Origin of the sequence: Streptomyces sp. SUK 48, from assembly GCF_009650765.1 — a bacterium.
Taxonomy (GTDB): domain Bacteria; phylum Actinomycetota; class Actinomycetes; order Streptomycetales; family Streptomycetaceae; genus Streptomyces.
The window spans coordinates 4,359,881-4,383,927 of the sequence record NZ_CP045740.1; the positions used below are offsets into that span (position 1 = coordinate 4,359,881).

Here is a 24,047-nt window from a genome sequence, read left to right on the forward strand (position 1 = left end):
GCCGCTCGGGTGCCGTCCACCGTTCGTCCCGCGGTCAGCGGACGGTCTCCAGCACCTCCGAGGCGCCCAGGGCCTCGGCGATGGAGCCGAGCGCGTCCTCGGCGTCCAGGGAGCGCAGTTCCTTCTCGCTGATGCCGAGGTCGTCGAGGATCTCGCTGTCGCCGACCGGGCTGTGCGGCACCGCGTCGCCCGTGCCGCCCTCCTCGTCCCCGTCGTCGTCGTCGGCGGCGGCGTCGGACTCGCCGTCCTCGGTGCCGTCGAGGTCGAGCTCGTCCAGGTCGGGGCCGTCGGCGGCACCGGGCTCCCGGCCCAGCAGCTCATCGGTGAGCAGCAGCTCACCGTAGGCGCTGCGGGCGGCGGCGGCCGCGTCCGAGACGTAGATGCGGGGGTCGTCCTCCCCGTCCACGCGAACGACGCCGAACCACGCGTCCTCCTGCTCGATCAGGACGAGCACCGTGTCCTCCTCGGGAGAGGATTCACGGGCCAGATCGGCCAGATCCGACAGGGTCTCCACATCGTCGAGCTCTGTGTCGCTCGCTTCCCACCCGTCTTCGGTGCGCGCGAGCAGTGCGGCGAAGTACACCGTGACTCTCCCACTGGTCATAGGCGTGCCGGTTGGGGGTCCCCCCGGCGGAGGTTCTTGGGCGGGGAGAGCTGGGCTCCGAGCCCCACCCACTCGGAATCGTGGCAGAAACAAGGCGTTCAGGGGACGTCTTCGGCCCCCTGTGTCTGGCGGTTCTGAGCGTGAATCGTCACAGAGTCACCAGCGCTCTCATTGCGGCCACCTGCGGATCGTACGCGGCTTTACGGGACGCTCACGCACGCCCGCCGGGGAAACTCGGGCCCGGCCGGCGATCTTCCTCACCCGCTTCTTGCCCAGGGGTCCCAGCTCATGGCCCCGGCCTTACCAGCGGAAGGTGCGCATCCGCATCGCGTGGCGCAGCCGGGCCGCCTTGGCGCGTCGCGGCTGGACCCGGTCGCGCAGGGCCCGGGCCTCGGCCAGCTCGCGCAGGAACCGGGCTCTGCGGCGCCGCCGTTCGGCCTCGGTCTCGGGACCCGTGGCCCTGGCGCCGTACGCGCCGCCGGGAGTATCAGGCAGGTCAGACACGTCACACCACCCCAGTCCGTCCCTGTCACCCTGCCCCCGACGGCCGGTTTGACGCCAGCACGGACCGGTCCGGGGCGCAGGTACCGTTATGGGCATGCGCCTCCACGTCGTCGACCACCCCCTGGTCGCTCACAAGCTCACCACGCTGCGCGACCAGCGCACCGACTCCGCGACCTTCCGCCGGCTCGCCGACGAACTGGTCACCCTGCTCGCCTACGAGGCCACGCGGGACGTGCGCACCGAGATCGTCGACGTCGACACGCCGGTCGCGCGCACCACCGGTGTGAAGCTCGCCCGCCCCCGCCCGCTCGTCGTGCCGATCCTGCGCGCCGGTCTCGGCATGCTCGACGGCATGGTCCGGCTGCTGCCGACCGCCGAGGTGGGCTTCCTGGGCATGATCCGCAACGAGGAGACGCTGGAAGCCTCCACGTACGCCACCCGGATGCCGGAGGACCTCTCGGGCCGCCAGGTCTACGTCCTCGACCCGATGCTGGCCACGGGCGGCACCCTGGTCGCCGCCATCCGCGAGCTGATCCGGCGCGGCGCGGACGACGTCACGGCCGTGGTCCTGCTGGCCGCGCCCGAGGGCGTCGAGCTGATGGAGCGCGAACTGGCGGGCACGCCGGTGACGGTGGTGACGGCCGCGGTCGACGACCACCTCAACGAGCACGGCTACATCATCCCGGGCCTGGGCGACGCGGGCGACCGGCTGTACGGCGCGGCGGAGTAGCGGAAGCCCTCGGCGCGCCGAGGGGGCGCGGGGCCGTGCCGATCAACGGCTCCGCCGCGCGGGCGCGATCGGCCGCGCCGGACCCGCGCCCGACGACGAAGCCTCAGCAGCCCTTCTTCTTCGGCGCGCCGACGCCCGTCGCGGGCGCGGTCAGGGCCGTCACCGCCCGGTCCGCGTCCGCCGCCTTCACCAGCCCCTTGAACTGGTCCCCGAGGATGAGGTCGAGCGTGGCTGCCTTGCGCCCGTCGGGGCGCTGCTCCGCGCCCGCGACCTGCGCGCCGAGCACCGGCAGGGACGTGCCGACCGCGGCCGTCGGCCCGAGGACCACGCCCGCGCCCTTCACCTTCTTGTCGTAGTCCGCACCGGCGTTGCCGACGTCACCGATCTTGAACCCGCGCTTCTTCAGCTGGTCCGCGGTGTCCTTGGCGAGCCCGGTGCGGGCGGTGGCGTTGAAGACGTTCACGGTGATGCGGCCGGGCGGGGGCAGCACCTTCCCGCCGTGCGCGGTCGCGGCCTGCGCCGTGTCGGCCTTGCCCTTGGCGGGGCAGCGCTTCGCGGCGCCGGCGGTCGATCCGCCCCCGCCGAAGACGTCGATGAGTTCCAGCGTGCCCCAGCCGAGCAGACCGAGGGTGCACGCGGAGGCCAGTACGGCCGCGACCAGCCGGCCTCGCCGCCGGGGCCGGCGCATCCGGGGGTACTTCGTCCCCGTGATCCGGTATTTGCCGCCCATGCCGGGGGGAGTCAGCATGCTCATGAGCGCAGCGTAGTGCGCCGGAGCGGGGATGCCTATTAGATGATCAGCGGAGAGCGCTCAGTGGAACCCGAAAGGGTCAATCGGCGGGCTTCACAAGGCCGATCGGCGTAGCCGGCGAGGGCCCGGCCGACCGCTCCGGTCGGTCGAACCGGTCGGCCGCGCCGCCCCCGAACCGGTCGGCCGCGCCGCCCCGCCGAGCCGGTCAGCCGAGTTCGAGCACCCGCGCGTGCAGCACCTGGCGCTGCTGGAGCGCCGCGCGCACCGCGCGGTGCAGGCCGTCCTCCAGGTAGAGATCGCCCTGCCACTTCACGACATGCGCGAAGAGGTCGCCGTAGAACGTCGAGTCCTCCGCGAGCAGGGTTTCCAGGTCCAGCTGCTGCTTGGTCGTCACGAGCTGATCGAGGCGGACCGGGCGCGGCGCGACGTCCGCCCACTGCCGGGTGCTTTCCCGGCCGTGATCGGGGTACGGCCGGCCGTTTCCGATGCGCTTGAAGATCACACGGAAAGCCTACCGGCCCAGACGTTCCGGGCGCAGCCATGGCGCCGGAGTGCGACGCGTGAAAAGGTTCCACAAACAGGACAAATGCCGTCTATCGGTTCCAGAGGCCGTGGTGAAGGGACAGGGGGAGCAGATGAGCGACCGCGACGCGGAACCCGGAGCCGGTCCCGGCGCGGAGTCCCCGGGCCCCGCCGGGCTCCCCGCCCCGGCCCGGGAGATCGCCGCCGGATACGCCTTCTCGGGCCCCGCCCTCGACCTCGGCGCCCTCCTGTGGGACGGCGCCTGCCACCCGGACGCCCCGGTCCGCGTCCCGCTGCCCATGCTCAACCGGCACGGCCTGGTCGCGGGCGCCACCGGCACCGGCAAGACCAAGACCCTCCAGCTGATCGCCGAGCAGCTGTCGGCGCAGGGGGTGCCGGTGTTCCTCGCGGACATCAAGGGCGACCTGTCCGGCATCGCGCGCCCCGGCCAGGAGAACGACCGGGTGCGGCAGCGGTCCGGCGAGGTCGGCCGGAGCTGGACCCCGGCCGGCTTCCCGGCGGAGTTCTACGCGCTCGGCGGCCTCGGCCACGGCATCCCGGTGCGGGCCACGGTCACGAGTTTCGGACCGGTCCTGCTGTCCAAGGTGCTCGGGCTCAACCAGACCCAGGAGCAGTCCCTCGGCCTGATCTTCCACTACGCCGACACCAAGGGCCTGGAGCTGTTCGACCTCAAGGACCTGCGCGCGGTCGTCGCCTTCCTCACCTCCGACGAGGGCAGACCCGAGCTGAAGGGCATCGGCGGGCTCTCCACGGCCACCGCCGGGGTGATCCTGCGCTCGCTCACCGCCTTCGAGGCGCAGGGCATGGCGGACTTCTTCGGGGAACCGGAGTTCGACACGGCCGGCTTCCTGCGGACGGCCGACGACGGCCGGGGCATCGTCTCCGTCCTCGAACTGGCCGCCGTCCAGGACAGACCCCGGCTGTTCTCCACCTTCCTGATGTGGCTGCTGGCCGACCTGTTCCACGACCTGCCCGAGATCGGCGACGCCGACAAGCCGAAGCTGGTGTTCTTCTTCGACGAGGCGCATCTGCTGTTCGACGGCGCGTCCAAGGCGTTCCTGGACTCGATCGCGCAGACCGTGCGGCTGATCCGCTCCAAGGGCGTCGGCGTCTTCTTCGTCACCCAGACCCCGAAGGACGTGCCCGCCGACGTCCTCGGCCAGCTCGGCAACCGCGTCCAGCACGCGCTGCGCGCCTTCACCCCGGACGACGAGAAGGCGCTGCGGGCGACCGTACGGACCTTCCCGAGATCGTCGTACGACCTGGAGGAACTGCTCACCGGCCTCGGCACCGGCGAGGCGGTGGTGACCGTGCTCGGCGAGAACGGCGCCCCCACCCCGGTCGCCGCGACCCGGCTGCGCGCCCCCGAGTCCCTGATGGGCCCGCTGGATCCGGCCGAACTGGACGGAGCGGTGCGGAACTCGCCGCTCCACGGCCGTTATGCACAGGCTGTGGACCGCGAGTCGGCGTACGAGAAGCTGACCGCCGCACCCGCCGCCGCGCGGCCGCAGCCGCAGCCGGAGCCGGTGCGGGCGCGGGCGCCGAAGGAGGAGCCCACGCTGGTCGAACAGGTCGTCGGCAGCGGGATGTTCAAGTCCCTGGCCCGCTCGGTCGGCACCCAGCTGGGCCGCGAGATCACCCGGTCCCTGTTCGGGACGGCGCGCCGCAGGCGGTGAGCGACCGGCCGCCGGACCCGGGGGAGGCCATGAGCGACCGGCCGCCGGAGCGACGGTGGTGACCGGCCCCCGGACCGGGGACGCAGCCGAGCGCGTCCGGTCCGGTGGTCCGGACGGGTTCAGACGGTCTGCGGCACCTGCTTCGCCCGGTGGCGGATGCGGAACGCGGTGATGATCTCGGTGATGCCCACCACGATCAGCCAGATGCCGCCGACCAGGGTCAGCACGGCCACCGACCGGAAGGGCGAGTCGATCAGCACGATCCCGGCGACGAAGGTCAGCACGCCGAGCACGATCTGCCAGCCGCGCGCGGGCATCCGGGGGTCGGAGATCGCCGCCATGGTGTGGGTGACCCCGCGGATCAGCCAGCCGATGCCGATCCACAGGGCGAGCAGCAGGATCGACTGCATGGGCCCGCGGAAGCAGAGCAGGCCGAGCAGGATCGACAGCGCGCCGCTGATGAACGCCAGCACCCGCAGCGAGGTCGCCTGATGGGTGCCGAACGCGGCGGTCAGCTGGAAGACGCCGCTGACCAGCAGGTAGAGCCCGAAGAGGACACCGGCCACGGCCAGGGAGTGGCCCGGCCACACCAGGACCAGGACGCCCAGGATCAGCGAGGCGATCCCGGTGACCAGGACCACCTGCCAGGCGGCCTTGGCCAGGGCGTGCAGCGGTCCCTCGACCGGCGGCCCGGCCTCGTGGCGCTCGTGGCGCGCCTGCGGTTCGTGCGGGGCGCCCGGCGGATGTCCGCCATGGACGCGCTGGTCGTCGTACTCACGGCCCCATTCCGGGCCGTGACGCGATGCCTCGGTCATGTTCCATGCTCGGAACGGCTCCGCGCGGTCCGCCACCCGGGTGGGCCAAGTGGGCCACCAGGCGTACCCCGCATCCGGGCCCGCCTCCGCTCCCGGCGCTACTTCCGGGCCGCCTTCGCCGCCTTGGCCGCGGCCTTCATCTCCTGTTTGTGGGCGCGCACCTTGGTGAGCGAGTCCGGTCCGGTGATGTCGGCGACGGACCGGTGGGCGTCGCGTTCGCCGTAGGCGCCGGCCGCCTCGCGCCAGCCCGCCGGCGTGACCCCGAGCTGCTTGCCCAGCAGCGCGAGGAAGATCTGCGCCTTCTGCCGGCCGAACCCCGGCAGGTCCTCCAGGCGTTTTTGCAGCTCGGCCCCGCTGCCGACCCCCCGCCAGACCGCCTCGGCGTCCCCGTCGTAGTGCTCGACCAGGTACTGGCACAGCTGCTGGACGCGCTTGGCCATCGAGCCCGGGTAGCGGTGTACGGCGGGCTTCTCGGAGAGCAGCGCGGCGAACGCCTCCGGGTCCCGCGCGGCGATCTCGTGCGCGTCCAGGTCCTCGGCGCCGAGCCGGTCGGCGATGGTCCGGGGCCCCTTGAACGCCCACTCCATCGGGACCTGCTGGTCCAGCAGCATCCCGGTGAGCGCGGCGAGGGGCGAGCGGCCGAGCAGCGCGTCGGCCGCCGGGTCCTGGGCGAGGTGCAGGGTGACGTCCATGAGCCGATGATCCCGCGTCGCGGATGATCGCGCGTCGCGTACGATTCCCCCCGTTGGAAATTAGGCAAGGCTAACCTAAGATTTGGAGGGCTCGGGGTGACCAGCGAGACCTACCGCGACGCCTTCGGCATTCCCCATGTGCGCGCGGCGGACGTACACGCGCTGGCCCGCGCCCAGGGCCGGGTCACCGCGCTCGACCGGGCCTGGCAGCTGGAGGTCGAACGGCACCGCGCCCAGGGCACGTCCGCGTCCTTCCTCGGCCCCGGGGAGGTCCCCTGGGACGTCCTCGCCCGCCGGGCCCGCCTGGCCGACACCGCGCGCCGCTGCTTCGCCGCGCTGGAACGCCGGGACCCGGAGACCGCGCGCTGGGTACGGTCGTACGCCGACGGCGTCAACGAGGGACTGCCGGCCGGCGCCCGCCGCGCCCCGGAGTTCGCCCGCACCGCGCTCGCCCCGGGCCGCTGGGAGCCCTGGACCCCGCTCGCCGTCTGGCTCTCCACCCACCTCCTGTTCGCGGGCTTCCCGGCCAAGCTCTGGCGCGAGCAGGCGATCCGGCACCTGGGCCCGGACGCGGTGGGCCTGTTCGCCACCGACGGCCCCGGCACGGCGGGCAGCAACGGCTGGCTGCTCTCCGGCGACCGCACCGCCACCGGCCGGCCGCTGCTCGCCGGCGACCCCCACCGCTTCATCGAGGACCCCGGCGTCTACCAGCAGATCCGCCTGGCCTGCCCCGAGTTCGACGCCCTCGGCCTGGCCGTCCCCGGCATCCCCGGCCTCCCCCACTTCGGCCACGCGGGCACGGTCGCCTGGGGCATCACCAACGCCATGGCCGACTACCAGGACCTCTACCGCGAACGCCTGCGCCGCGCGGGTACCGCGGTGGAGGCGCTGGGCCCGGACGGGCGCTGGCACCCGGCGCACGCGCACACCGAGACGCTGGAGGTCGCGGGGGAGGCGCCGGTCGAGGTCGAGGTGATCGAGACGGAGCGGGGCCCGGTGATCGCGGGGGGACCGGAGACGCCGTACGACCCGGAGGGCGCCGACGGCGGGACGCTCGCCCTGCGCTACCCGCCCCGCGTCACGGAGGACCTCGGCTTCAGCGCCCTGCTGCCGCTCCTGCGGGCGCGGAACGTCGCCGACGTCGACCGGGCCGTGGACGCCTGGGCCGAGCCGGTGAACGTCGTCCAGGCGGCCGACACCGACGGCGGCACCCTGCACCGCGTCGCCGGACGCGTCCCGCTGCGCGCCCGCGCCAACCGCCTCCACCCGGTGCCCGCCTGGCACCCCGGCCACGACTGGCGGGGCTGGCACGAGATGCCGTACGCCCCCGTCCCGGACGGCATCGCCGTGATGGCCAACCAGCGCGGCCCGGCCGCCCCGCTCGGCGTGGAGTTCGCCCCGCCGCACCGCGCCGACCGCATCCGCGCCCTCCTCGGCGCCGGCGGCCGCTGGAGCGCCGGGGACATGGCCGCGATCCACACCGACACCCATCTCGCCTCCGCCGCGCCCCTCCTCGGCCACCTCGCCGCGCTCGACGGCCTCACCCCGGCCGCGGCCCGGCTGCGCGACCGGCTGCTCGGGTGGGACCGCCACATGGACGCCGACAGCAGCGACGCGGCGCTCTACGCGGCGCTGCGCGGAGAGGTCGTACGACTCCTCGCCGCCCAGCCGGCGTTCGCGCCGCTCACCGAACCCCCGGCGTACCCGGCGGCACTGCGCCCCTGGCTGGCCCTCGTCCCGCGCATCGGATTCGCCCTCGAACACCTGCTGCGCGCCGAGGAGCTGTACGGCATCGACCGGCCGGCCCTCGTTCGCACGGCACTCGAGGCCGTGGCCGCCGAACCGCCCACCGGCACCTGGTCGGACACCCACCGCCTCGCCCCCTGGCAGGCCCTGCCGGACGGCCGGACCGCCCCCGGTCTCGCCGGCGACCACGACTGCGTGCTGTGCACCTCCGCCCTGCCCGGCCTCACCGACCGCGCCGCCCGCGGCCCCGCCGCCCGCTGGGTCTGGGACCTCGCCGACCGGGACGCCAGCCGCTGGGTGGTCCCCTTCGGCGCCGACGGCGTCCCCGGGAGCCCGCACCACCACGACCAACTCCCCCTGTGGCTCGGGGGAGAACTCGCCCCCGTCGTCACCGACTGGCACCGGCTCACCCCCGACCGCACCCTGGAGCACCCCGATGACCACTGACCCGTCCCCGTCGTACGAACAGCACGTCGACGGCTTCGGCACCGTCCGCGTCCGCCCCCTGGACCCCGCCGCCGACGCGGACGTGATCCACGCCTGGGTGAGCGAGGAACGCGCCGCCTTCTGGGGCATGACCGGCCTCAGCCGCGACCAGGTCGCCGAGATCTACGCCCACATGGCCACCCTGGACACCCACCACGCCCACCTCGTCACCAAGGACGGCGCCCCGGCCGCCCTGTTCCAGACGTACGAGCCCGCGGCCGACCGCGTCGGCGAGTGCTACGACGTCCGCCCCGGCGACCTCGGCGTGCACGTCCTGCTGGCCCCCGCCGACGCCGCCGGGGCCCGCCCCGGCTGGTCTGCCGCGCTGCTCACCGTCCTGACGACGTACGCGCTGACCGCCCTCGGCCGGCAGCGGCTCGTGGTCGACCCGGACGTCCGCAACGCCAAGGCGATCGCCCGCTTCGTCCGCCAGGGCTTCGTGACCGGACCCGCCGTCGTGCTGCCCGAGGTGGACATCCCCGATGTGTACCTGCCCGAGAAGCACGCCCAACTCGCTTTCCTGGAACGCCGGTAGAGCGGGGGTAGCCTTCCGGGGGTGACGACTCCGCACGAGCTGATCGCGACTTACGGACTCGAACCGATCCCCCGCGAGGGCGGCCTGTTCCGGCGCACCTGGGAGGGGCCCGAGCGGGCGGACGGCCGCCCCGAGGGCGCCGCCATCGTGGCCCTGCTCACGGCGGACGACTACTCCGCCCTGCACCGCCTGCCCTACGCCGAGATCTGGCACTTCTACCGCGGCGACCCGCTGCGCCTGCTGCTGCTCGCCCCCGACGGCACCACCCGCACGGCCGTCCTCGGCCCCGATCCACGCGCCGGCCAGCAGGTCCAGCTGACCGTCCCGGCCCGCACCTGGATGGGGGCGCGGGTGGCCCCGGGCGGCGCCTGGACGCTGTTCGGCTGCACCACGGCCCCCGGGTTCACCTTCGCGGACTACGAGCACGGGGAGGCCGGGGACCTCACGGCGCGTTACCCCGCCGAGGCCGCCCGGATCAGGGAACTGTGCCGCCCATGAACCTCCTCGACGGACAGACCGCCCTGGTGACCGGCGCGGGCGGCGGCATCGGCCGCGCCATCGCGCTGCGCTTCGCCGAGCAGGGCGCGGCGGTCGCGCTGCACTGCCGTACGGCGACCGCCGCGGCCGGGGAGACCGCGGACCGGATCCGCGCGGCGGGCGGCCGGGCGGTGGTGCTGCGCGCGGACCTGACCGACGAGGACGCCTGCCACCGCCTGGTGCGGGACACCCTGGACTGGTCCGGCGGCCGGCTCACCGCGCTGGTGAACAACGCGGCCGTGCAGCCGGTCCGGCCGCTGCCCCGGCTGACCGCCGCCGAGTGGCGCGCGGTGATCGACACCGACCTCACCAGCGTCTTCGCCTGCACCCAGGCCGCCGCGGCCCATCTGCGCGCGCACGGCGGCGGCACCGTCACCCACATCGCCTCCATCGAGGCGACCCACCCCGCCCCCGGCCACGCCCACTACGGCGCGGCCAAGGCGGCGGTCGTGGCGCACGCCCGGGCGGCCGCGCTGGAGTACGGCCCCGACGGCATCCGCGTCAACACGGTCTCCCCGGGCCTCATCGACCGCCCGGGCCTCGCCGACGCCTGGCCGGAGGGTGTCCACCGCTGGCTCGCCACCGCCCCCACCGGCCGCCTGGGCCGCCCCGAGGACGTCGCCGACGCCTGCGTCTTCCTGGCCTCCCCGCTCGCCTCCTGGATCACCGGGCACGATCTGGTGGTGGACGGGGGCGTGTCGGCGGGGCCTACCTGGTGAGCGCTCCGCTCGTCGGGGCGGCGCCCGGTCCGGCGGCGCCGCCCGCGTCCCCGTTCCTGCTCGCCCGCCACTCCAGGGCCTGGGGCTCCTCGGTGAACTCGATCAGGTGCTGCCCGGCGAACCGGTGCAGCGCGTCGCGCACCTCCACCGGCGTGGCGTAGAAGAACTCCTTGCGGCTGTTGACCTGGTTGACGCGCTGGGGCGCGAAGTGCCGGTGCAGCTCCGCCTCCAGACCGACCGCGTCCTTGCTGAAGATCAACGCGTGCACGTCGAAGCGGAAGGGGACGGCCGCGCCGCTCAACTCGTAGACCCGTTCGAGGGGTTCGAGCCGGCGGGTCATGCCGATCTTCACGATGCGATCGCCGAAGGCGCCGATGTTCGAGATGACGTACACATAGCCGGTACGGATGTTGGCCGCGCGGGACTCGACGTCCTGGAGCGAGCTCTCGATCTCGGCCAGCTTGGCCTCCAGCTCCGCGGCACCGCCCTCGTCCCCGCGCTCGCGCAGACGCTCCAGCGCCGACTGGTAGTGGCCGAGTTCCTTGTTCAGTTTCTCGCGCTGCCGGTCCAGTTCCCGCTGGACGGCCGCCTCCTCCCGCTCCCGGGCCCGCGCCTCGCGCTGGGCCTCCTTCTCCTCGTCCTTCTTCTGCAGGTAGTCGGCGGTGAGCTCCAGCTCGCGCACCCGCGCGTCGTGGAACTCGTCGCTGATCCGGATGTGCATGGTGGCGCCCAGCCTGGCGATCGTCTCGCGGCTCTTGTAGAGCCGGTCGACCAGCGAGCCGAGCCGGTACGGCCGCATGGACCGCACCGCGTAGTCGGCCTCGGCGTTGTAGGCGCGCAGCATGAGCTTGGAGAAGTCGCGGACCATCTTCTGGCCCTCGCGCTTGGAGCCGTTGACCGTCCAGTCCGTGGCGGCGTGCACGGCCCGGCCCGCGCGGGTCAGCGACTTGATCTCGTCCCGCAGGGTGTCGAGGCGGCTGCGGTAGGCGATCGCGTCCTGGAGGACATGCCGGTAGGCGTAGATCCCCGCCTCCTGGAGCAGAGCGGTCTCGTCGGCGTTGACGATCCGTGCCTGGAGTTCGGCGAGCCGCCGTCCGGCCGCGGAGACGTCCGCGCGGTGCCGGTCCGCGTCCTTGCGCAGCCGGTCCGTCGCCCTGGCCGTCTCACGCGCGTCGGCGAGGATCTCCTTCGCCGTCGCCCGCGCGTCCTCGACGATCCCTCCGGCCTCGACCCCGGCCTCGGCGACCGCCCTCTCCCGCAGTGCGGTGGCCTCCGCCCCGGCCTGCCGTACGAGATCGGCGACGCGGGCCGCGTCCAGCCCCTGCGTCCGCGTGATCCAGTCCCGCAACTCCTCCGCCTCAGAGACGGCGTCCGCCCGGCGCCGCCCGAACAACCGGCCCTTGCGCGGCGCCGGGACCGCGGGAGCGGCGCCGACGACAGGGGCGCCGGTGGCGGGACCGACGGCAAGGGTGCCGGGTGCGGGGCCGCCCTCCGGTATCCACAACTGCCAGCCCTCCGGAGCGGCGGGCCACGACGGATCGGGCCGCCAGTCCGCCGGCGGCGTCCATCCCGCGGGCGGCACGGGCCAGCCCGGCGGCGGATTGAAGCGGTAAGCGCTCATTCCCACCCCCCAGTGAAATGCGCAGAGCGCGATTCTCCGGGCGATCGGCGACCGGGGCGCCCGCCTGTTCCGCCATGTGACCTTCTTGTGATCGCGCGCGGCCGAGGAGCTACCCAACGCCGAAGGGCCCCCTGTTTCCAGGGGGCCCTTCGACATCGTGCCCGGTGAGGCACTGGCGGAGGATACGAGATTCGAACTCGTGAGGGGTTGCCCCCAACACGCTTTCCAACTGTTCGTCTGGCTGTCCGGCGGGGTTCGTTAGCGTCCTGAACTGCGGCTGAGCCTGCCCGTCAGGGCGCGATGAACGGGCCTGAACGGGCGTGAATGCAACCCGAACTGCAACCCCGGCGGTCAGATGGCAGCCGCCCATCGCTTGATCACGGCGGGTGCGCTGTGAGGAGCCGGCCAGATGTGGAGGTGTAACCGCTCAACGGCCTCGGACGCGTCGAATCCTTCCTGGCCCGGCTGGCGAACGTTGGCCAGATTTGCCCCCGGGGCACGGATCCGCACGAAGCCCTCCTCCTCCGCTTCAGGCACGCTTTCCAACTGTGTGGCGTTCCCTGGACCAACGAACAGGGCCATTCACCTGCGTTTATGGGCGGCTGTTCGTGGGAGCGGTCGCGTTCTTCGGCCTTGTCTGAACCGCCGTGAACCGCGCTCAACGAGACAGGAACTGAGACGGCCTGACACACGGCCAGCCCCCCCTTCACCTTCTGAGGGCGATTGCTGAGGTTGCGGTGCCTGGCTGCTGTGCCACAGGATCCAGAAGGGGGGTGACCATGGAACGGCATGAGCTGGGATCGCTGTTGGCCGGTGATGACGAGGCGTGGGTGTTAGCTCTTGCCACCCTCCGCAGCGGCGCCATCTACTGGGTGGGCGACCGAGCACAACCCGCAGGCCAGCATGCCGGAGTCTTCAAGGGCCGACTTCAGCGCATGCGGAAACATGGACTCGAACCTCTTGGGCTGGAACGAGCAGTTCAGCTCGTCCGCGAACATGGCCAGCCCGTGCGCACAGGGCTGATCGACGCTGCCGATCGGACATGGACCACGCTGCTCTTCCTCACCGAGGACGGCAGCGCACCAGTGGCCTGCGCCGGCTGGCCGCTGCCGCTGGTTGCCATGAAGCCACCGCTTTAGGAGTTCGATCGCTGCGTGGCACTGCCGGGTAGCCGCCTGGTCACGCTGGCCGTGCCAGACCGCCTAGGAGCGCTGGCGTCCAGCGCCGTTGATGTCACTCATGGATGTCAGAACGGTGCAACGGCGTGTGCTCGCTGGCACGATAGTCCTGTGGTTGACCTGGAGCGCATCAACGCGGAGACCGTGGCGTACTTCCGAGCACTCGATGAGAACGCCACCCTGCGACACCATTTCCACCACGCTGACGAGGAAGGCGGCCTCTGGTACATCGAGGCCGTACCCGACCGCGGCGAGCTGATCGTCATCAAGCAAGCCGAGCTGACGTCGGCCGGCCAGCTTCACCGCTACAGCTGGGAGCACCTCGAGGACGAGCACGGCTTCCTGACAGACCAAGCGATCGACCCTGAAGATGATCCGCTGGAGGCCATCTCGCCCGGAGACTTCCAGCGGGTGTGGAGCCGGTGAGGGTGCTGGACAACCTCTTTAGGAGAGCGGGAGAGTGGGGCCACGCCTGACCTGCACAGATGCTGCGGGAGCTGATCGACACCCCAGAGCCCGACACCGCCCCTCGTTCGCCGTGGTTCCCCGCGCGATCTGGCACGGATGTGGCACGGTCTTCGATGCCGTCTGTCAGTGCCTCGGGACAGCGTCCACCTGCGCGCGGTCGGCTTTCGAGGTGTCCAGCTCTGTAGTGCAGCTGCATCCCTGGCTCTGTCCGGGGGCGGCCCGGTGCAAGCCCGGGACCCAACCGACGGCCAGGCTGCGCCGATGGCCAAGAGTGCCCTGCCAGCGCCGGCCGCGCGCGAACCTTCCTAGCCTATTCGCACGAGGTAACGACTTTGGAAGGCGCGTGCTGCACAAACGTTGGGCCAGTCCAGAGCCCTTCCAGAGTACTAAGGAGGCGGCCCCGGCCACGAATAGCCCGCGCATCGCCACCGACAAAGGAGATCTAAAGTCCGGAGGGGCCCACGCTGGAAAAGCTACAGAGCCCTTCCCTGCGCAATTACGATTTGCTCTGCAGCAAATCGCATCAGAGGTATCTCGCGTGCCAGTTCATCATCGTGCGCGAATGGGGCGTATTTCGGCAGTTCCCCTTCCTTGGCATGCACCAAAGCGTTGCGCACCTTGTAGATTCTCTTTGCGATAGCGTTACGCGCTACTTCTTCGTCGGCCCCGCGAATCGCAGCCTTACTCGCCCCGGCGAATGGCGCGTCACTTTGAGCGTAATAGTCGACCAGGCTGGCATCGTACGCATCGAGATCAGTCGCAAGTCGATCTAGGTTTACGAATCTGTCAAGGACAAGTTTGAGCGAGCGCTGCTCATTCACTCCACCTTCATCCTTTACCTGACGCTGCGCCTTGTTGACGATTCGAATAATCGACTGAATGTCTTTGTCGCGGCGAGTTGAGAAGGATGGGTCCGTAATGCTGGATCGAACCTGCTTCACCAAGTCTTCATTAAATACCTCTACAAAGTAATGCTCGGCGATGTGATAGTAGGCCAAGTATTCCAATAGAGGGATTTCGGCGGCGACTCCCATCAGGTAGTGGTGAACCAGGTCGGTCTCGTAAGTCTTCCTGGGGGCTTCAAGGGCATCGAATTGCGTCCTTCTGACCCGTTGGATGGCTTGCGCTCGAAACACGGGATCGAGCCCGATTCGAGCCGCCATGTCGGTGTTGTAGGCGGCATGAAAAAGGAAGGAGTTGGCCAGTTTCTCGAAGTCTGACCGGACCTTGGTGGAGCTGATGCGCAACGTGGTGACACGCAGCGATTCCCCGACGGCGTCGAATAGTGATTCGGCATCCAGCGGTCGGCGGTTGCTTCTGGTGATGCCGAGATTTGCACGTTCGCTGCCAAGGGATCTGATGCGATTGAGAAGCATTCGATGGCGAGGCGCCCGGAGGAGCAGAGGATTCTTTGCGAATAGGCAGAGAAGGTAAGCAGAGAACTCGCGCGAAGGCTTTCCGACCTTGAAGGTGACGGGGTTATCTCCCTGACCGATGAACTCCTTTTCGTCGAAGTATCGATCAAATGCCCCTATGGGGTCGAGTGAAACGAGTGAGAATTCGGCTTCAGTGCCCCATTGAAAATAGCTTTCACTCTTGAGTTTGGCCGAATTCAGGCGGTCGGAGATCTCGGAGATCTCGGGTCCGGTGACTCCTGTAATTGTTTTCTCGTCATCTACCCGGATGGGATCCCGGAGGGTGAAATTACCGTTTCCTTCTTCGTTTATTCGGAATACTCTGCGAAGTCCGGCCGTGATGAGTTCTTCGCTTACCTCAGGGACTTCACTCATTCTTGCTGCTCCAGGTCTAACAAGGGGTGCCATCAACGCTCTGGTCGTACTGAGAAAGGTAGCTACTTGATGCCTCTCCCGGAGAGGTTTCGCAGCTTCGGGTCCAGCTCTTCGTGACACCTGCCCCTGCTCCCATCCCGTCTGCCGTCGACCCACACAACGTGGAGCAGACGCGGTGCCGGGCGTCCAGGTGGAGCGCGCCACTGTACGAACGACCTGGACGCCCGGTGCCGTGTCTGCTCGGCTCTGCCTGGGTCGATGGCAGACGGGATGGGAGCCCCCACCGACACACCCCACCGGCCGGCACCCGCGTGCGAGCCCCCGCCATCCCGGAGCCTGAGCGCCCCCGCCGGAGGCATCATCTTGAGGTCGTACCCGCGTACCGCCTCGGCCGCATTGCGGGTTCGTCGCCCATCAACCCGAGCTGTCAGGCGTGCGGCCGGCGGCCGGGCTGGAGCGGGGCGTAGACAGGAGCGCAGGCCCGGGCGACGGGCCGCGCGCGCCGCGCCGTGCGCGGCGGGTGCCTTGATGAAGTAGGGAAAGTTCTACCGCGCTGCGATCAGGCTCTTGCCGTCATGGTTCCGTACGTGAGGCCCGTTCCCGTCCAAGGCGTCCAGGAGTCGGATCGCGAAGACCTCGGCCATGCGTTCGCTGACCTCTTCGGGCGTGAGCCAGTCGACCGCGGTTGATTCGCTGGACGTACGTTCCGTGCCGCCTGAGGGCTTGCAGCGGAAGACCAGGGCGACGATGCCACGGGTGGTGTTCTTGTAGACCCCGGTGAGCTGGTTCACCTCGACGTGGATGCCGGTCTCCTCGAAGACCTCGCGGGCGACGCTGGCCTCGGGGGTCTCGTCGAGTTCAAGTACGCCGCCGGGGAGTTCCCAAGTGCCGTTGTCCGCGCGGCGGATCGCAAGGAGTCGGCCGTCCTCGCCGGTGACCACTCCGGCCACGGACACAGAGTGGAGCGATCCGGCTGCACGATGCTCGGCACGTCTCGGCACGGCACGGCCACCATGCTCACGGCGGCTGAAGTGGCGCCCCGCGTGGTGATGGAGATTCTCGGGCACTCGCAGATCAGCATCACCATGGACGTGTACACGCACATCGTGCAGGACACCCAGCGCGAGGCCATGAGCCACATGGATCGGCTGCTCAGGAAGCGCCCTGGTCGTGAGTGACCGTGCTCGCTGATGTCAGAAGTGGATGTCAAAGGCCACCTAGGAACGTTCCTAGGTGGCCTTGTCCCTGGTGCCCCCGGCAGGATTCGAACCTGCGACACCCGCTTTAGGAGTTCGATCGGACGGCAGCGCTCTCTTGCGCCCCCACGGCTGCCCGCACCGTGAGGAGCCGAGCCCGACCGCCGCAACCCACCGCCGTTGATGTGGGTTCTGGATGTCAGGCCGACTTCGATGCAGCCTTGGCGGCGATCATCGCGCAGAGCTGGCCGCGGCCTCCAGGACGAACGAGGCTGATTCGATCGGCGATGCCATCTCTGACCTACAAGATATCCCGTTTTCCTGAGAGCTGGACGATTTCACTTTCAGCATCCATGTCGCTGTTTGCGATTCCGTGCTTAGCAAGGGCTTCGCGCCACTCTTCTTCTGGGCCCATCATGGAATAGCTGGCACCCACAACGGTCCAACCCAGCCGCTTTGGTGGTTTAATTCGACGCCGCTCCCAAAGGTGGGCAACATAATCGGAAGCCTCATCGCTGAGAATATCGAGACCCGTCATGATCATTGAATATGGATCGAGCTCAAGGAAAGAGTCGAAATTCTCTTTCGGGGAGTAGTGGACTGGGCAGAAGAAGCCGCTCTCGCATCGGTATTCATCGCGATGTCGATCGTAATCTTCCATGCATCGTTCGCGTTCGTCGCCGATACATCCCAGGTCATATATATTCTCGTGTGCCGCAATCTTGCGAAAGTCCGGCTGGAGCACCCATCTGATCAGACACAGATCTGAGTACTGCACGAATTTCACAGCCACGAGGTCACGCCTAATCCACCGACGCATTCGCTCTTCGAGCCCCGGTAGGGCGTCAAATTCGACCGCTTCGCGCGCTTCATTCACGGGATAGCGGGCACAGCTTTCCTGTACGTGGCGAATGGCTTCGCGGATTGAGATTCTAAAGAATTCTCTCTTCGGGTTGACGCGATGAGATTGCAGCAAGGAGTGAATTCGTTTCTCGGCACCCTTGGCATCGCTAACTACCTGATCATAGATCACCTCATATTCTTCCGGCACGCCCGTAGCGCGTGAAATTTCCCTGGCGCGTTCGACTGGCCCCCTTCCAGTGCGACCAATCTTCAGAACTCCAGGCATCAAGGAATTGGCGAGGATGTAAATCACGCCGCGGGTGCTCTCGCTCAAACTATCTCCTGGGAATCAAAAGCTTTCGAAATGGTCGGCGACCTTGTCCAACTTCTTTGCGAGGTGGGCCATGGGTCGCTACTGCTCGTAGGTCCAGGCATGACCGGTCTGGCGGTACTGCTCGACGGGGATGGGTTCGGTTCCGGTCCGCATCCGGGCGGTGTAGAGCAGGCCGTCCAGGTGGTCGACCTCGTGGTGGACGAGGCGGGCGATGCCGCGCTGGTAGGTGGTGGTCACCGTTTGACCGTCCAGCGTGGTGGTCTCCACGGTGATCCGTAGCGGCCGGGGGACCAATCCGCGGACGTCGAAGAAGGACAGGCAGCCCTCGAACTGCTCATCCGTCTCGTCCGAGCATTCGGTGATGCGGGGGTTGAGCAGAACGACCGGGGGTGCGGCGGGGTCGGCGGGCCGGACGACGGCAGCGGCCCGGGCGATGCCGATCTGTGGTGCGGCGATGCCCATGCCCTTGGCGAAGGGGTGGACCTGTCCGATGCGCTCCATCGAGGTGAACAGCTTCTCGACGACCTGCTCGGCGGCCTCACGCTCGGTCGGCAGGTCGAAGGGGCGGGCGGGCTCGGCGAGGACGGGGGCGCCGTGCTGCACGACTCCGAGATCACGCATCTGCTCGCTGGGCCGCACCTCGATCACCTGAACTCCCCTTGGCTTGTGTCACGTTCGGGACGGGTCCGAAATCGCCATTCCAGACGGTACCGGGCGTGGAGGGCAGGTGTGGACGTGCTCCAGGAGAAGACGCTTACCCCGTCCTCGTTGCGCCGGATCGGGGCGGTCCGCAAGGGTGCCGCCTCGGCGGTCATGGAGGTCTCGGTGCCCCACACCGTGGGATCGAGTGCGGCGGGGAAAGCGAGTTCGACCTCCAGGTGCTCGGTGGGCAGGCGGACGGCGCGCTGGAACCAGCGGCCCCACTTCTCGTCGCCCGCCGAGTAGGCGTACTCGATCCACACCGACTCGCCCGGGTGCAGCGGGTACCGGCCCTGGCCGTTCTCGAAGAGCAGCCAGACTTCCTTGAAGGCGTCGCGGTCGTGCTTGGCCTGCCAGCGCATGTCCTCCCCGTGGCACGTGGCCGTCAGGGCGAGTTCGTCCCAGGTCAGCGGGTGCTCGCGGTAGTGGGCGTTGGAGCGCTCGGGCTCGCCAGGGTAGCGGTCGACGCTGATGCGGATCAGGTAGCGGGTGATCGGCTCGCTGCCGGTGTTCCGCAGCAGTCGGCGCATCGTCAGCCGGTACTGACGCCCGTCGTAGTCCAGGCGTGCGGCGTCGTGCTCGACGACGATGGCCGAGCCCGTCGCGTACGGCTGCTCGGCCCGGCGGGGCGGGGGTGGGGCTGCCGAGGGTGCCGTGCGGGCCTTTGCCGTCTCGAAGTCGAGCCAGCGTTTCCACAGGGCCTTGCCCGCATTCAGGATGTCCTCTGCACGGCGGGCGAAGTCCTCGGTCGGCTTGTGCCGCCCGGATTCGACGTGGCTGACGTAGGACGGGTCGAAGCCCATCCTGCGGGCCAGCTCCCGCTTGGACAGCCCCCGCACCTCACGCCAGTAGGCGACCTCCGCCGCGAACGCCTCGGCGGCCTGCTCAACCGTCGAAGCGTCGTCCCGCGCGTCCATCAAAGCCCCCGCTCTGGCTGCCGGATGAGATGAATGAACCGTGAGTGACCTCGATTCATCATTCTGTCACGCTCCCGCTTGCCGGTTCCCTTCCTTCACCAGCCCGGTTCGAGTTCCGGGCTTCCGTGAGGGAGGGCCCCAGCGATGCGTGTGCTGTACCTGCTCAACGTCTCCAACGCCAGTCGGCTGACCGCCGACTCCGGCTTCACCTTCGCCGACCTGCTCGCCCCGGCCATGGCCGACGCCGGGGCCGAGGTGACCGTGGCCTCCCCGGTCCCGGCCGGCGATGCCCGCGTGCACTTCGCGCCCACCGCCTCGCCGTCCACCAAGTACCGAGCCCGCTTCGACCCTGGCATGGATGCCCTGGTCGCACTGATGCGCGAATGGCGGCCCGAGGTGGTGGTGGCCAATCAGGTAGAGGCCGCCCCCGCAGTGCGGGCCGCGCTGCTGGAGGCCAAGGTGGACGCGCGGATCGCCGGGTACTGCCACTACCTGCCGTTCTCCTTCACCAGCAACGGCATGCTGGAGCTGGACCCGGCGATGAACGGCGGCGGCCTCGGCCGCAGCGTACTGCTGGCCTTCGCGGCTGGTCTCGCGGCCTGCGACCGCGTGCTGGTCCACTCCTCCACCGCTGCCTCGTGGGTCACCGCAGCCGCCGCCCGCACCAGCGTCGAACTCGGCGAGAAACTGCACGTCGTCCCTGCCCCCAGGGACGGGATCCTGGTGCGTGACCCGGCTGACATCACCCCGCCCGGGGGCCGGGCTACCGGCATCTACAACCACCGCCTGTACGCGCACTACGGCACCGCCCGCTTCACCCAGCTCGCCCGCCGCCTCGTCGCCGAGGCCCCGGTGCGGCTCACGGTGATGGACCTGTTCGGCACCCGCAGCCCCGAGCGCATTCGCCTCGACCCCAGCCCCGAGAGGCACCTGGAGGCACTCGCAGCCGTGGACGGCGTCACGGTCGCCTCCGACCAGGACGACCGCGTGCGCTACCGCAACCTGCTGGCCGGCGCCCACTTCGGCATCGCCCCCTTCCGCCCCGGCTGTCCCTGGTCGATGTCGGTGATCGACTGCCAGGCGATGGGCCTGCCCGTGATCGGGCCGCGCACCGGCTGGCTGGCCGAACACATCGACGCAGAGCTGCTCTTCGACACCGACGACCAAGCCGTCCAGATCGCCGAGCGCCTCGCAACCGACCCGGAGTTCTACCTGGTGCACGCCAAGCGCGCGCACGCCTCCACCGCCGACCTCACACCCGCGATGGTTGCCGCCCGCTACCTGGAGGCGATCGCATGACCAGCTTCGACGTGGTCCAGCTCTCCTACGACGAGCCGCTCGCCGACGCCCTGCACACCCGTCTCACCCGCGTGCTGGGCAGCACCACCAAGCGCCTGCACGGAGTGCGCGGAATGCGCCGCGCCTACCGGCTCACCGCCGAACTGGTCGACACCGACCAGTTCTTCCTCGCCGACGGAGACTTCGCCATCGACCCGGAATTCCCCGTCACCACGGTGGAGCCGCTGGCCGAAGGCGTGTCGATGCGAGTCTGGCGAGCCATCAACCCGGTCAACGGCCTCACCTACGGCTACGGCGGACTCAAACTGATCCGGGCCACCGCCCTGCGCGAGATGGGCCAAGCCGTCGACGTACTGGCCGCGCTGCCCGGCCGGGTCGAGTTCAGCCGACGGACAGCCGGAATCACGCTGTTCAACCAGACCCCGTTCCACTCATGGAAGGCGGGCTTCCGCGAGTGCGCGATGCTCGCTCGCGGTAGCGAGTACGGCATGACCGACGCCTCCGCCCGAGAACGCATCACCGCTTGGACGGCCAGCAGGCACGGCGACTTCGCCACCTACGCGGCGGCCGGCGCCCGCGACGGGCTCACCTTTGCCCGCAACGCGGCACGCGATTCCCAGCGCTTCGAGACACTCAACGACCCGTCCTGGCTGTACCAGCACTTCACCGCGCTGCACGGAGAACAGGCGGTCGCCGGATGAGCGCGGGCGACAGGCCGCTCGTGTTGATCGAGCCGTACGCGCACCGCGGGGGCGGGCACCACCAGCGCACGCTGGCCGCGCTCGCCGCCAGCAGGCCCGGCAGCCTCGTCATCGCCCCCGGCGGCCCGCCCGCCGACCTGGCCCTACCCGGGACGCGAGTCGTCTCCGACACCGTCGGCGTACTCGCGGCCGTTCTGGCGGCAGGCGCGCGTGCGGCCGAGCGCGCATCGGCCGCCGGGCGCCGAGCCTTCGCCTCCCAACGGTTGCCGCCCACGGTTCGCAGGTTCCCTCACCAGGTCACCCTCCTCGCCCGCTGCCTGGCCGAGGCGGCGTGTCTCCGTACCGGCCGCCGCCTCGCCCCGGACGCCGCGTCGGTGGTGATCCTCAGCGCGAGCGAAGCCCTCCACGGTGCCGCTGCCCTGCTCGGCGGCACCACGCACCTTCGGTTCGTCCACGAGATGGTCACCACCGAAGACCTCCCGGTGAGACTGCTGGGCCGCATCACCCAGCACGGCGAGAAGCGGGTGATCGCGCTGTACCCGACCACCGCCGTCCACGAGCAGTTCGCTCTGGCCTTCCCGCACCTGCCGGGCCAGGTGCGGACCTTCGCGGTCGACGACGGCCTGCGACTGACCGACGCCGAACGCGCCGGCGCCCGGACCGCCTTCACGATCCCGCAAAACGCGAAGGCGGTGTGCCTGGTCGGCGGCTGGTGGCCGTACAAGGACATCGCCGCCCTCGACGCCGCCCTCGCCCGCCTGACCAACCCGCTACACGTCCTGGTGTGCGGCACCCCGCTGGACGACACCGTGCTCGAACGCTGGCATCAGCTGACCAACGTCCGCCTCCACACGGTGCCCGGACCGGTCGCCGAACCAGTCCTGCGGCTCGTGTACGCCGCCGCCGACGCCGCACTCGTCGCCCGCCGCCCCGACGTGCGCAAGGAATCCGGACTGGTCATGGACGCCGCCCGCCTCGGCGTCCCCCTGATCGTCTCCACCCACGACCCCGTTCTCACCACCCGGCTGGCCGACCAGCCGTGGGCACGGCTCTATAAGGCCGGCGACGCCGATGCCCTTGCCACAGCCCTGGACGGCCTCACCCACGTGGTGCCCGAGCAGCCCGGACTCCAGGCACCCCGCCGCCTCGGCATGCATCCGGCGGACGAGCAAGTCGCCTTCCTCACCGACACGTACACCCGACTGCAGGCCCAGGAGCAGGCATGACCTTCGTACCTCCCGTACTGATCGCGGTCATCGGACCCGTCGAACCGGCCCTGCTCGCCGCGTGGACCTCCCACTACCGCGCACTCGGCATCGATCGCTTCCACGTCGCCTTCCACTTCCCCGACCACGTCCCCAGCCCCTGGCGGCACCAGCTGATCGCGGCCAGCCACGAACTCGGCATCGTCCCGGCACAGATCAGCACCGGGCCATGGCACGAGCACACGAACAGCCAGCTCCGCGACAGCCTGCGCGAGCAGGCCGGACGCGGTTGGCACCTGCTCGCCGACTCCGACGAGTTCCAGTCCTACCCCGCCCCGCTGGCCGAAGTAGTGGCCCAGGCCGAAGCGACCAGGCAGAACGTGGTCGGCGGGCTGCTGCTCGACCGCGTCTCGAACGACGGCCGCCTGACCCCCTGGCAGCCGGAAATCGGACTGGACCGGACCTACCCGCTCGGCGGCCACGTCACCCACCGGCTCCTCAAAGGCGACCCGCGCAAGATCGTCCTCGCCCAGTCCTCGGTGACCGTGGCGTCCGGCAACCACCGCGCACCGGGACACAAGCCCGATCCGGACTCGCTCGCGTGCGTGCACCACTTCAAGTGGCGCTCCGGCGTTCTGGACGACCTCAGGCGACGGGCCGACCAGTTCACCTCCGGCGCCTGGGCCGAGCACACCCCAGCCGTCCGCAGCGAGGCATCCCGCCTGTTGCAGCACGTCGACCGCTACCGCGGCCGGATCGACGTCGCCGATCCCCGCCTGGCCTTCCGCCGCGTCATCCTCGACCGTCTGCCCAACGGCTGGACCGCCGAAGCCGCCAAGATCGCCACGACCTGGCACCCGCCCACGCATCAGAGCCAGTCCGGCTCCACGATCTCCTCGCCCTCGCTCTGAGGCGCCTCGAAGCGGACGAAGAAGTCGTCCAGGGCCTCCGGCGTCACGACCAGCGCGTTCGCGTCCTCCCGCTCGTTGCGCTTCGCCAGCCTGCGCAGCAGCTCGTCGCGTTCCACCGGGAAGTAGAGCAGCCGCCACCGTCCGCCGGCCGACTCCACCAGCTCCTTCATCGCCTCGCGATCCTTACGCGGCCACAGCCCGTGGTCCCACACCACGTCCCGGCCCTCGGCGACCAGCTCGGCCAGCCGCCGGTGCAGCTCGGCGACGACCGGAGCCTCCTTCTCGAAGTAGGTGTTCTCGGGATAGTCGACGCCGTACCGGCCGTGCCGCTGGTGGACCACCTCGTCCACCGAAAGCCGCACAGCACCTTCAGGCTCCAGCTTCCGCTGGGCATAGGTGGTCTTCCCCGAGCCGGTGAGCCCCACCAGCAAGAACACCACCGGAGTGCACTCGGCCACCGCCAACTCCCCTCAACATCACCAGCGTTCTCCGGCCAGTCTGCCACCACCCGCCGACCCCCACCCGGTCCCTTGCCGTCACCACCCGA

25 protein-coding genes and 1 pseudogene are annotated in these 24,047 nt (G+C 70.1%); 13 read left to right on the plus strand and 13 right to left on the minus strand.

Annotated elements, in window-relative coordinates; all coding sequences use genetic code 11:
- Nucleotides 1-34: 34 nt before the first annotated feature.
- Nucleotides 35-583: a hypothetical protein gene (locus GHR20_RS18895; protein ID WP_153816040.1), complete on the minus strand. Its 549-nt coding sequence runs from the start codon at nt 581-583 to the stop codon at nt 35-37.
- A gap of 321 nt (nt 584-904) precedes the next feature.
- Nucleotides 905-1,108 carry a hypothetical protein gene (locus tag GHR20_RS18900; RefSeq protein WP_153813849.1) on the minus strand — a complete coding sequence of 68 codons (204 nt, stop codon included), beginning with the start codon at nt 1,106-1,108 and terminating at the stop codon, nt 905-907.
- A gap of 94 nt (nt 1,109-1,202) precedes the next feature.
- On the opposite strand from GHR20_RS18900, the gene upp reads away from it, so the two are divergent.
- Nucleotides 1,203-1,838: a uracil phosphoribosyltransferase gene (gene upp / locus GHR20_RS18905; protein WP_085568627.1), complete on the plus strand. Its 636-nt coding sequence runs from the start codon at nt 1,203-1,205 to the stop codon at nt 1,836-1,838.
- Nucleotides 1,839-1,941: 103 nt separating this feature from the next.
- Here upp and GHR20_RS18910 read toward each other — a convergent pair whose 3' ends face one another.
- Together GHR20_RS18910 and GHR20_RS18915 are read right to left on the minus strand one after the other, a co-directional pair.
- Complete coding sequence (locus GHR20_RS18910; RefSeq protein WP_243878073.1) at nt 1,942-2,592, minus strand: LytR C-terminal domain-containing protein; 651 nt, start codon at nt 2,590-2,592, stop codon at nt 1,942-1,944.
- A 202-nt stretch (nt 2,593-2,794) separates the two neighbouring features.
- Nucleotides 2,795-3,091: a type II toxin-antitoxin system VapB family antitoxin gene (locus GHR20_RS18915; protein WP_003986294.1), complete on the minus strand. Its 297-nt coding sequence runs from the start codon at nt 3,089-3,091 to the stop codon at nt 2,795-2,797.
- A gap of 133 nt (nt 3,092-3,224) precedes the next feature.
- On the opposite strand from GHR20_RS18915, the gene GHR20_RS18920 reads away from it, so the two are divergent.
- Complete coding sequence (locus GHR20_RS18920; protein ID WP_153813850.1) at nt 3,225-4,808, plus strand: helicase HerA-like domain-containing protein; 1,584 nt, start codon at nt 3,225-3,227, stop codon at nt 4,806-4,808.
- A 119-nt stretch (nt 4,809-4,927) separates the two neighbouring features.
- On the opposite strand, the gene GHR20_RS18925 is transcribed toward GHR20_RS18920, so the two are convergent.
- Together GHR20_RS18925 and GHR20_RS18930 are read right to left on the minus strand one after the other, a co-directional pair.
- Nucleotides 4,928-5,623, minus strand: coding sequence for an HdeD family acid-resistance protein (locus GHR20_RS18925; protein ID WP_153813851.1), 696 nt, complete (start codon nt 5,621-5,623; stop codon nt 4,928-4,930).
- Between the two features lie 98 nt (nt 5,624-5,721).
- Entirely contained in the window at nt 5,722-6,315 is a 594-nt protein-coding gene (locus tag GHR20_RS18930) for an HhH-GPD-type base excision DNA repair protein (protein WP_153813852.1), read from the minus strand.
- A gap of 96 nt (nt 6,316-6,411) precedes the next feature.
- On the opposite strand from GHR20_RS18930, the gene GHR20_RS18935 reads away from it, so the two are divergent.
- The 4 genes from GHR20_RS18935 to GHR20_RS18950 are packed head-to-tail and all read left to right on the plus strand — an operon-like array spanning nt 6,412 to nt 10,338.
- Nucleotides 6,412-8,508 (plus strand): penicillin acylase family protein, encoded by a 2,097-nt coding sequence (locus GHR20_RS18935; RefSeq protein WP_153813853.1) that lies wholly within the window; start codon nt 6,412-6,414, stop codon nt 8,506-8,508.
- On the plus strand, nt 8,498-9,082 hold the full coding sequence (locus GHR20_RS18940; protein ID WP_111585799.1) for a GNAT family N-acetyltransferase: 585 nt from the start codon (nt 8,498-8,500) through the stop codon (nt 9,080-9,082). The genes GHR20_RS18935 and GHR20_RS18940 overlap by 11 nt, the downstream gene beginning before the upstream one ends.
- Before the next feature lie 21 nt (nt 9,083-9,103).
- A complete protein-coding gene (locus GHR20_RS18945; RefSeq protein ID WP_111585800.1) occupies nt 9,104-9,580 on the plus strand; it encodes a cupin domain-containing protein in 477 nt (158 codons plus the stop codon).
- Nucleotides 9,577-10,338 (plus strand): glucose 1-dehydrogenase, encoded by a 762-nt coding sequence (locus tag GHR20_RS18950; protein ID WP_153813854.1) that lies wholly within the window; start codon nt 9,577-9,579, stop codon nt 10,336-10,338. Before GHR20_RS18945 ends, GHR20_RS18950 begins: the two co-directional genes overlap by 4 nt.
- On the opposite strand, the gene GHR20_RS18955 is transcribed toward GHR20_RS18950, so the two are convergent.
- Complete coding sequence (locus GHR20_RS18955) at nt 10,328-11,959, minus strand: DUF4041 domain-containing protein (protein WP_153813855.1); 1,632 nt, start codon at nt 11,957-11,959, stop codon at nt 10,328-10,330. The two genes, GHR20_RS18950 and GHR20_RS18955, sit on opposite strands and share 11 nt — an antisense overlap.
- A gap of 779 nt (nt 11,960-12,738) precedes the next feature.
- On the opposite strand from GHR20_RS18955, the gene GHR20_RS18960 reads away from it, so the two are divergent.
- Entirely contained in the window at nt 12,739-13,098 is a 360-nt protein-coding gene (locus GHR20_RS18960; protein WP_153813856.1) for a hypothetical protein, read from the plus strand.
- 150 nt (nt 13,099-13,248) lie between these two features.
- Entirely contained in the window at nt 13,249-13,563 is a 315-nt protein-coding gene (locus GHR20_RS18965) for a hypothetical protein (protein ID WP_100575771.1), read from the plus strand.
- A gap of 515 nt (nt 13,564-14,078) precedes the next feature.
- Here GHR20_RS18965 and GHR20_RS18970 read toward each other — a convergent pair.
- Together GHR20_RS18970 and GHR20_RS18975 are read right to left on the minus strand one after the other, a co-directional pair.
- A complete protein-coding gene (locus GHR20_RS18970) occupies nt 14,079-15,395 on the minus strand; it encodes a hypothetical protein (RefSeq protein ID WP_153813857.1) in 1,317 nt (438 codons plus the stop codon).
- A 545-nt stretch (nt 15,396-15,940) separates the two neighbouring features.
- Nucleotides 15,941-16,345, minus strand: coding sequence for an NUDIX domain-containing protein (locus GHR20_RS18975; protein ID WP_153813858.1), 405 nt, complete (start codon nt 16,343-16,345; stop codon nt 15,941-15,943).
- Nucleotides 16,346-16,387: 42 nt separating this feature from the next.
- On the opposite strand from GHR20_RS18975, the pseudogene GHR20_RS18980 reads away from it, so the two are divergent.
- Nucleotides 16,388-16,573: pseudogene (locus GHR20_RS18980) on the plus strand (tyrosine-type recombinase/integrase); the annotation flags it as partial.
- Between the two features lie 319 nt (nt 16,574-16,892).
- On the opposite strand, the gene GHR20_RS18985 reads toward GHR20_RS18980, so the two are convergent.
- From GHR20_RS18985 to GHR20_RS37125, 3 genes are all read right to left on the minus strand, one after another.
- A complete protein-coding gene (locus GHR20_RS18985; RefSeq protein WP_153813859.1) occupies nt 16,893-17,768 on the minus strand; it encodes a GIY-YIG nuclease family protein in 876 nt (291 codons plus the stop codon).
- Nucleotides 17,769-17,846: 78 nt separating this feature from the next.
- A complete protein-coding gene (locus GHR20_RS37120; RefSeq protein WP_153813860.1) occupies nt 17,847-18,416 on the minus strand; it encodes a peptide deformylase in 570 nt (189 codons plus the stop codon).
- Nucleotides 18,413-19,384 carry a helix-turn-helix transcriptional regulator gene (locus GHR20_RS37125; protein ID WP_153813861.1) on the minus strand — a complete coding sequence of 324 codons (972 nt, stop codon included), beginning with the start codon at nt 19,382-19,384 and terminating at the stop codon, nt 18,413-18,415. The genes GHR20_RS37120 and GHR20_RS37125 overlap by 4 nt, the downstream gene beginning before the upstream one ends.
- Before the next feature lie 144 nt (nt 19,385-19,528).
- On the opposite strand from GHR20_RS37125, the gene GHR20_RS19000 reads away from it, so the two are divergent.
- From GHR20_RS19000 to GHR20_RS19015, 4 genes are read left to right on the plus strand one after another with little or no spacing between them, the layout of a single operon-like run.
- Nucleotides 19,529-20,683, plus strand: coding sequence for a glycosyltransferase (locus tag GHR20_RS19000; protein WP_100575776.1), 1,155 nt, complete (start codon nt 19,529-19,531; stop codon nt 20,681-20,683).
- Nucleotides 20,680-21,384, plus strand: a complete 705-nt coding sequence (locus GHR20_RS19005) for a hypothetical protein (RefSeq protein WP_100575777.1) — start codon at nt 20,680-20,682, stop codon at nt 21,382-21,384. Before GHR20_RS19000 ends, GHR20_RS19005 begins: the two co-directional genes overlap by 4 nt.
- The gene (locus GHR20_RS19010) at nt 21,381-22,610 is read left to right on the plus strand and encodes a hypothetical protein (RefSeq protein ID WP_153813862.1); all 1,230 of its coding nucleotides are present in this window, start codon (nt 21,381-21,383) and stop codon (nt 22,608-22,610) included. The genes GHR20_RS19005 and GHR20_RS19010 overlap by 4 nt, the downstream gene beginning before the upstream one ends.
- Nucleotides 22,607-23,500: a hypothetical protein gene (locus tag GHR20_RS19015; protein ID WP_153813863.1), complete on the plus strand. Its 894-nt coding sequence runs from the start codon at nt 22,607-22,609 to the stop codon at nt 23,498-23,500. Before GHR20_RS19010 ends, GHR20_RS19015 begins: the two co-directional genes overlap by 4 nt.
- Here the strand turns inward: GHR20_RS19015 and GHR20_RS19020 are convergent.
- Complete coding sequence (locus GHR20_RS19020) at nt 23,458-23,958, minus strand: ATP-binding protein (protein ID WP_208446851.1); 501 nt, start codon at nt 23,956-23,958, stop codon at nt 23,458-23,460. The genes GHR20_RS19015 and GHR20_RS19020 overlap by 43 nt on opposite strands.
- Nucleotides 23,959-24,047: the final 89 nt, after the last annotated feature.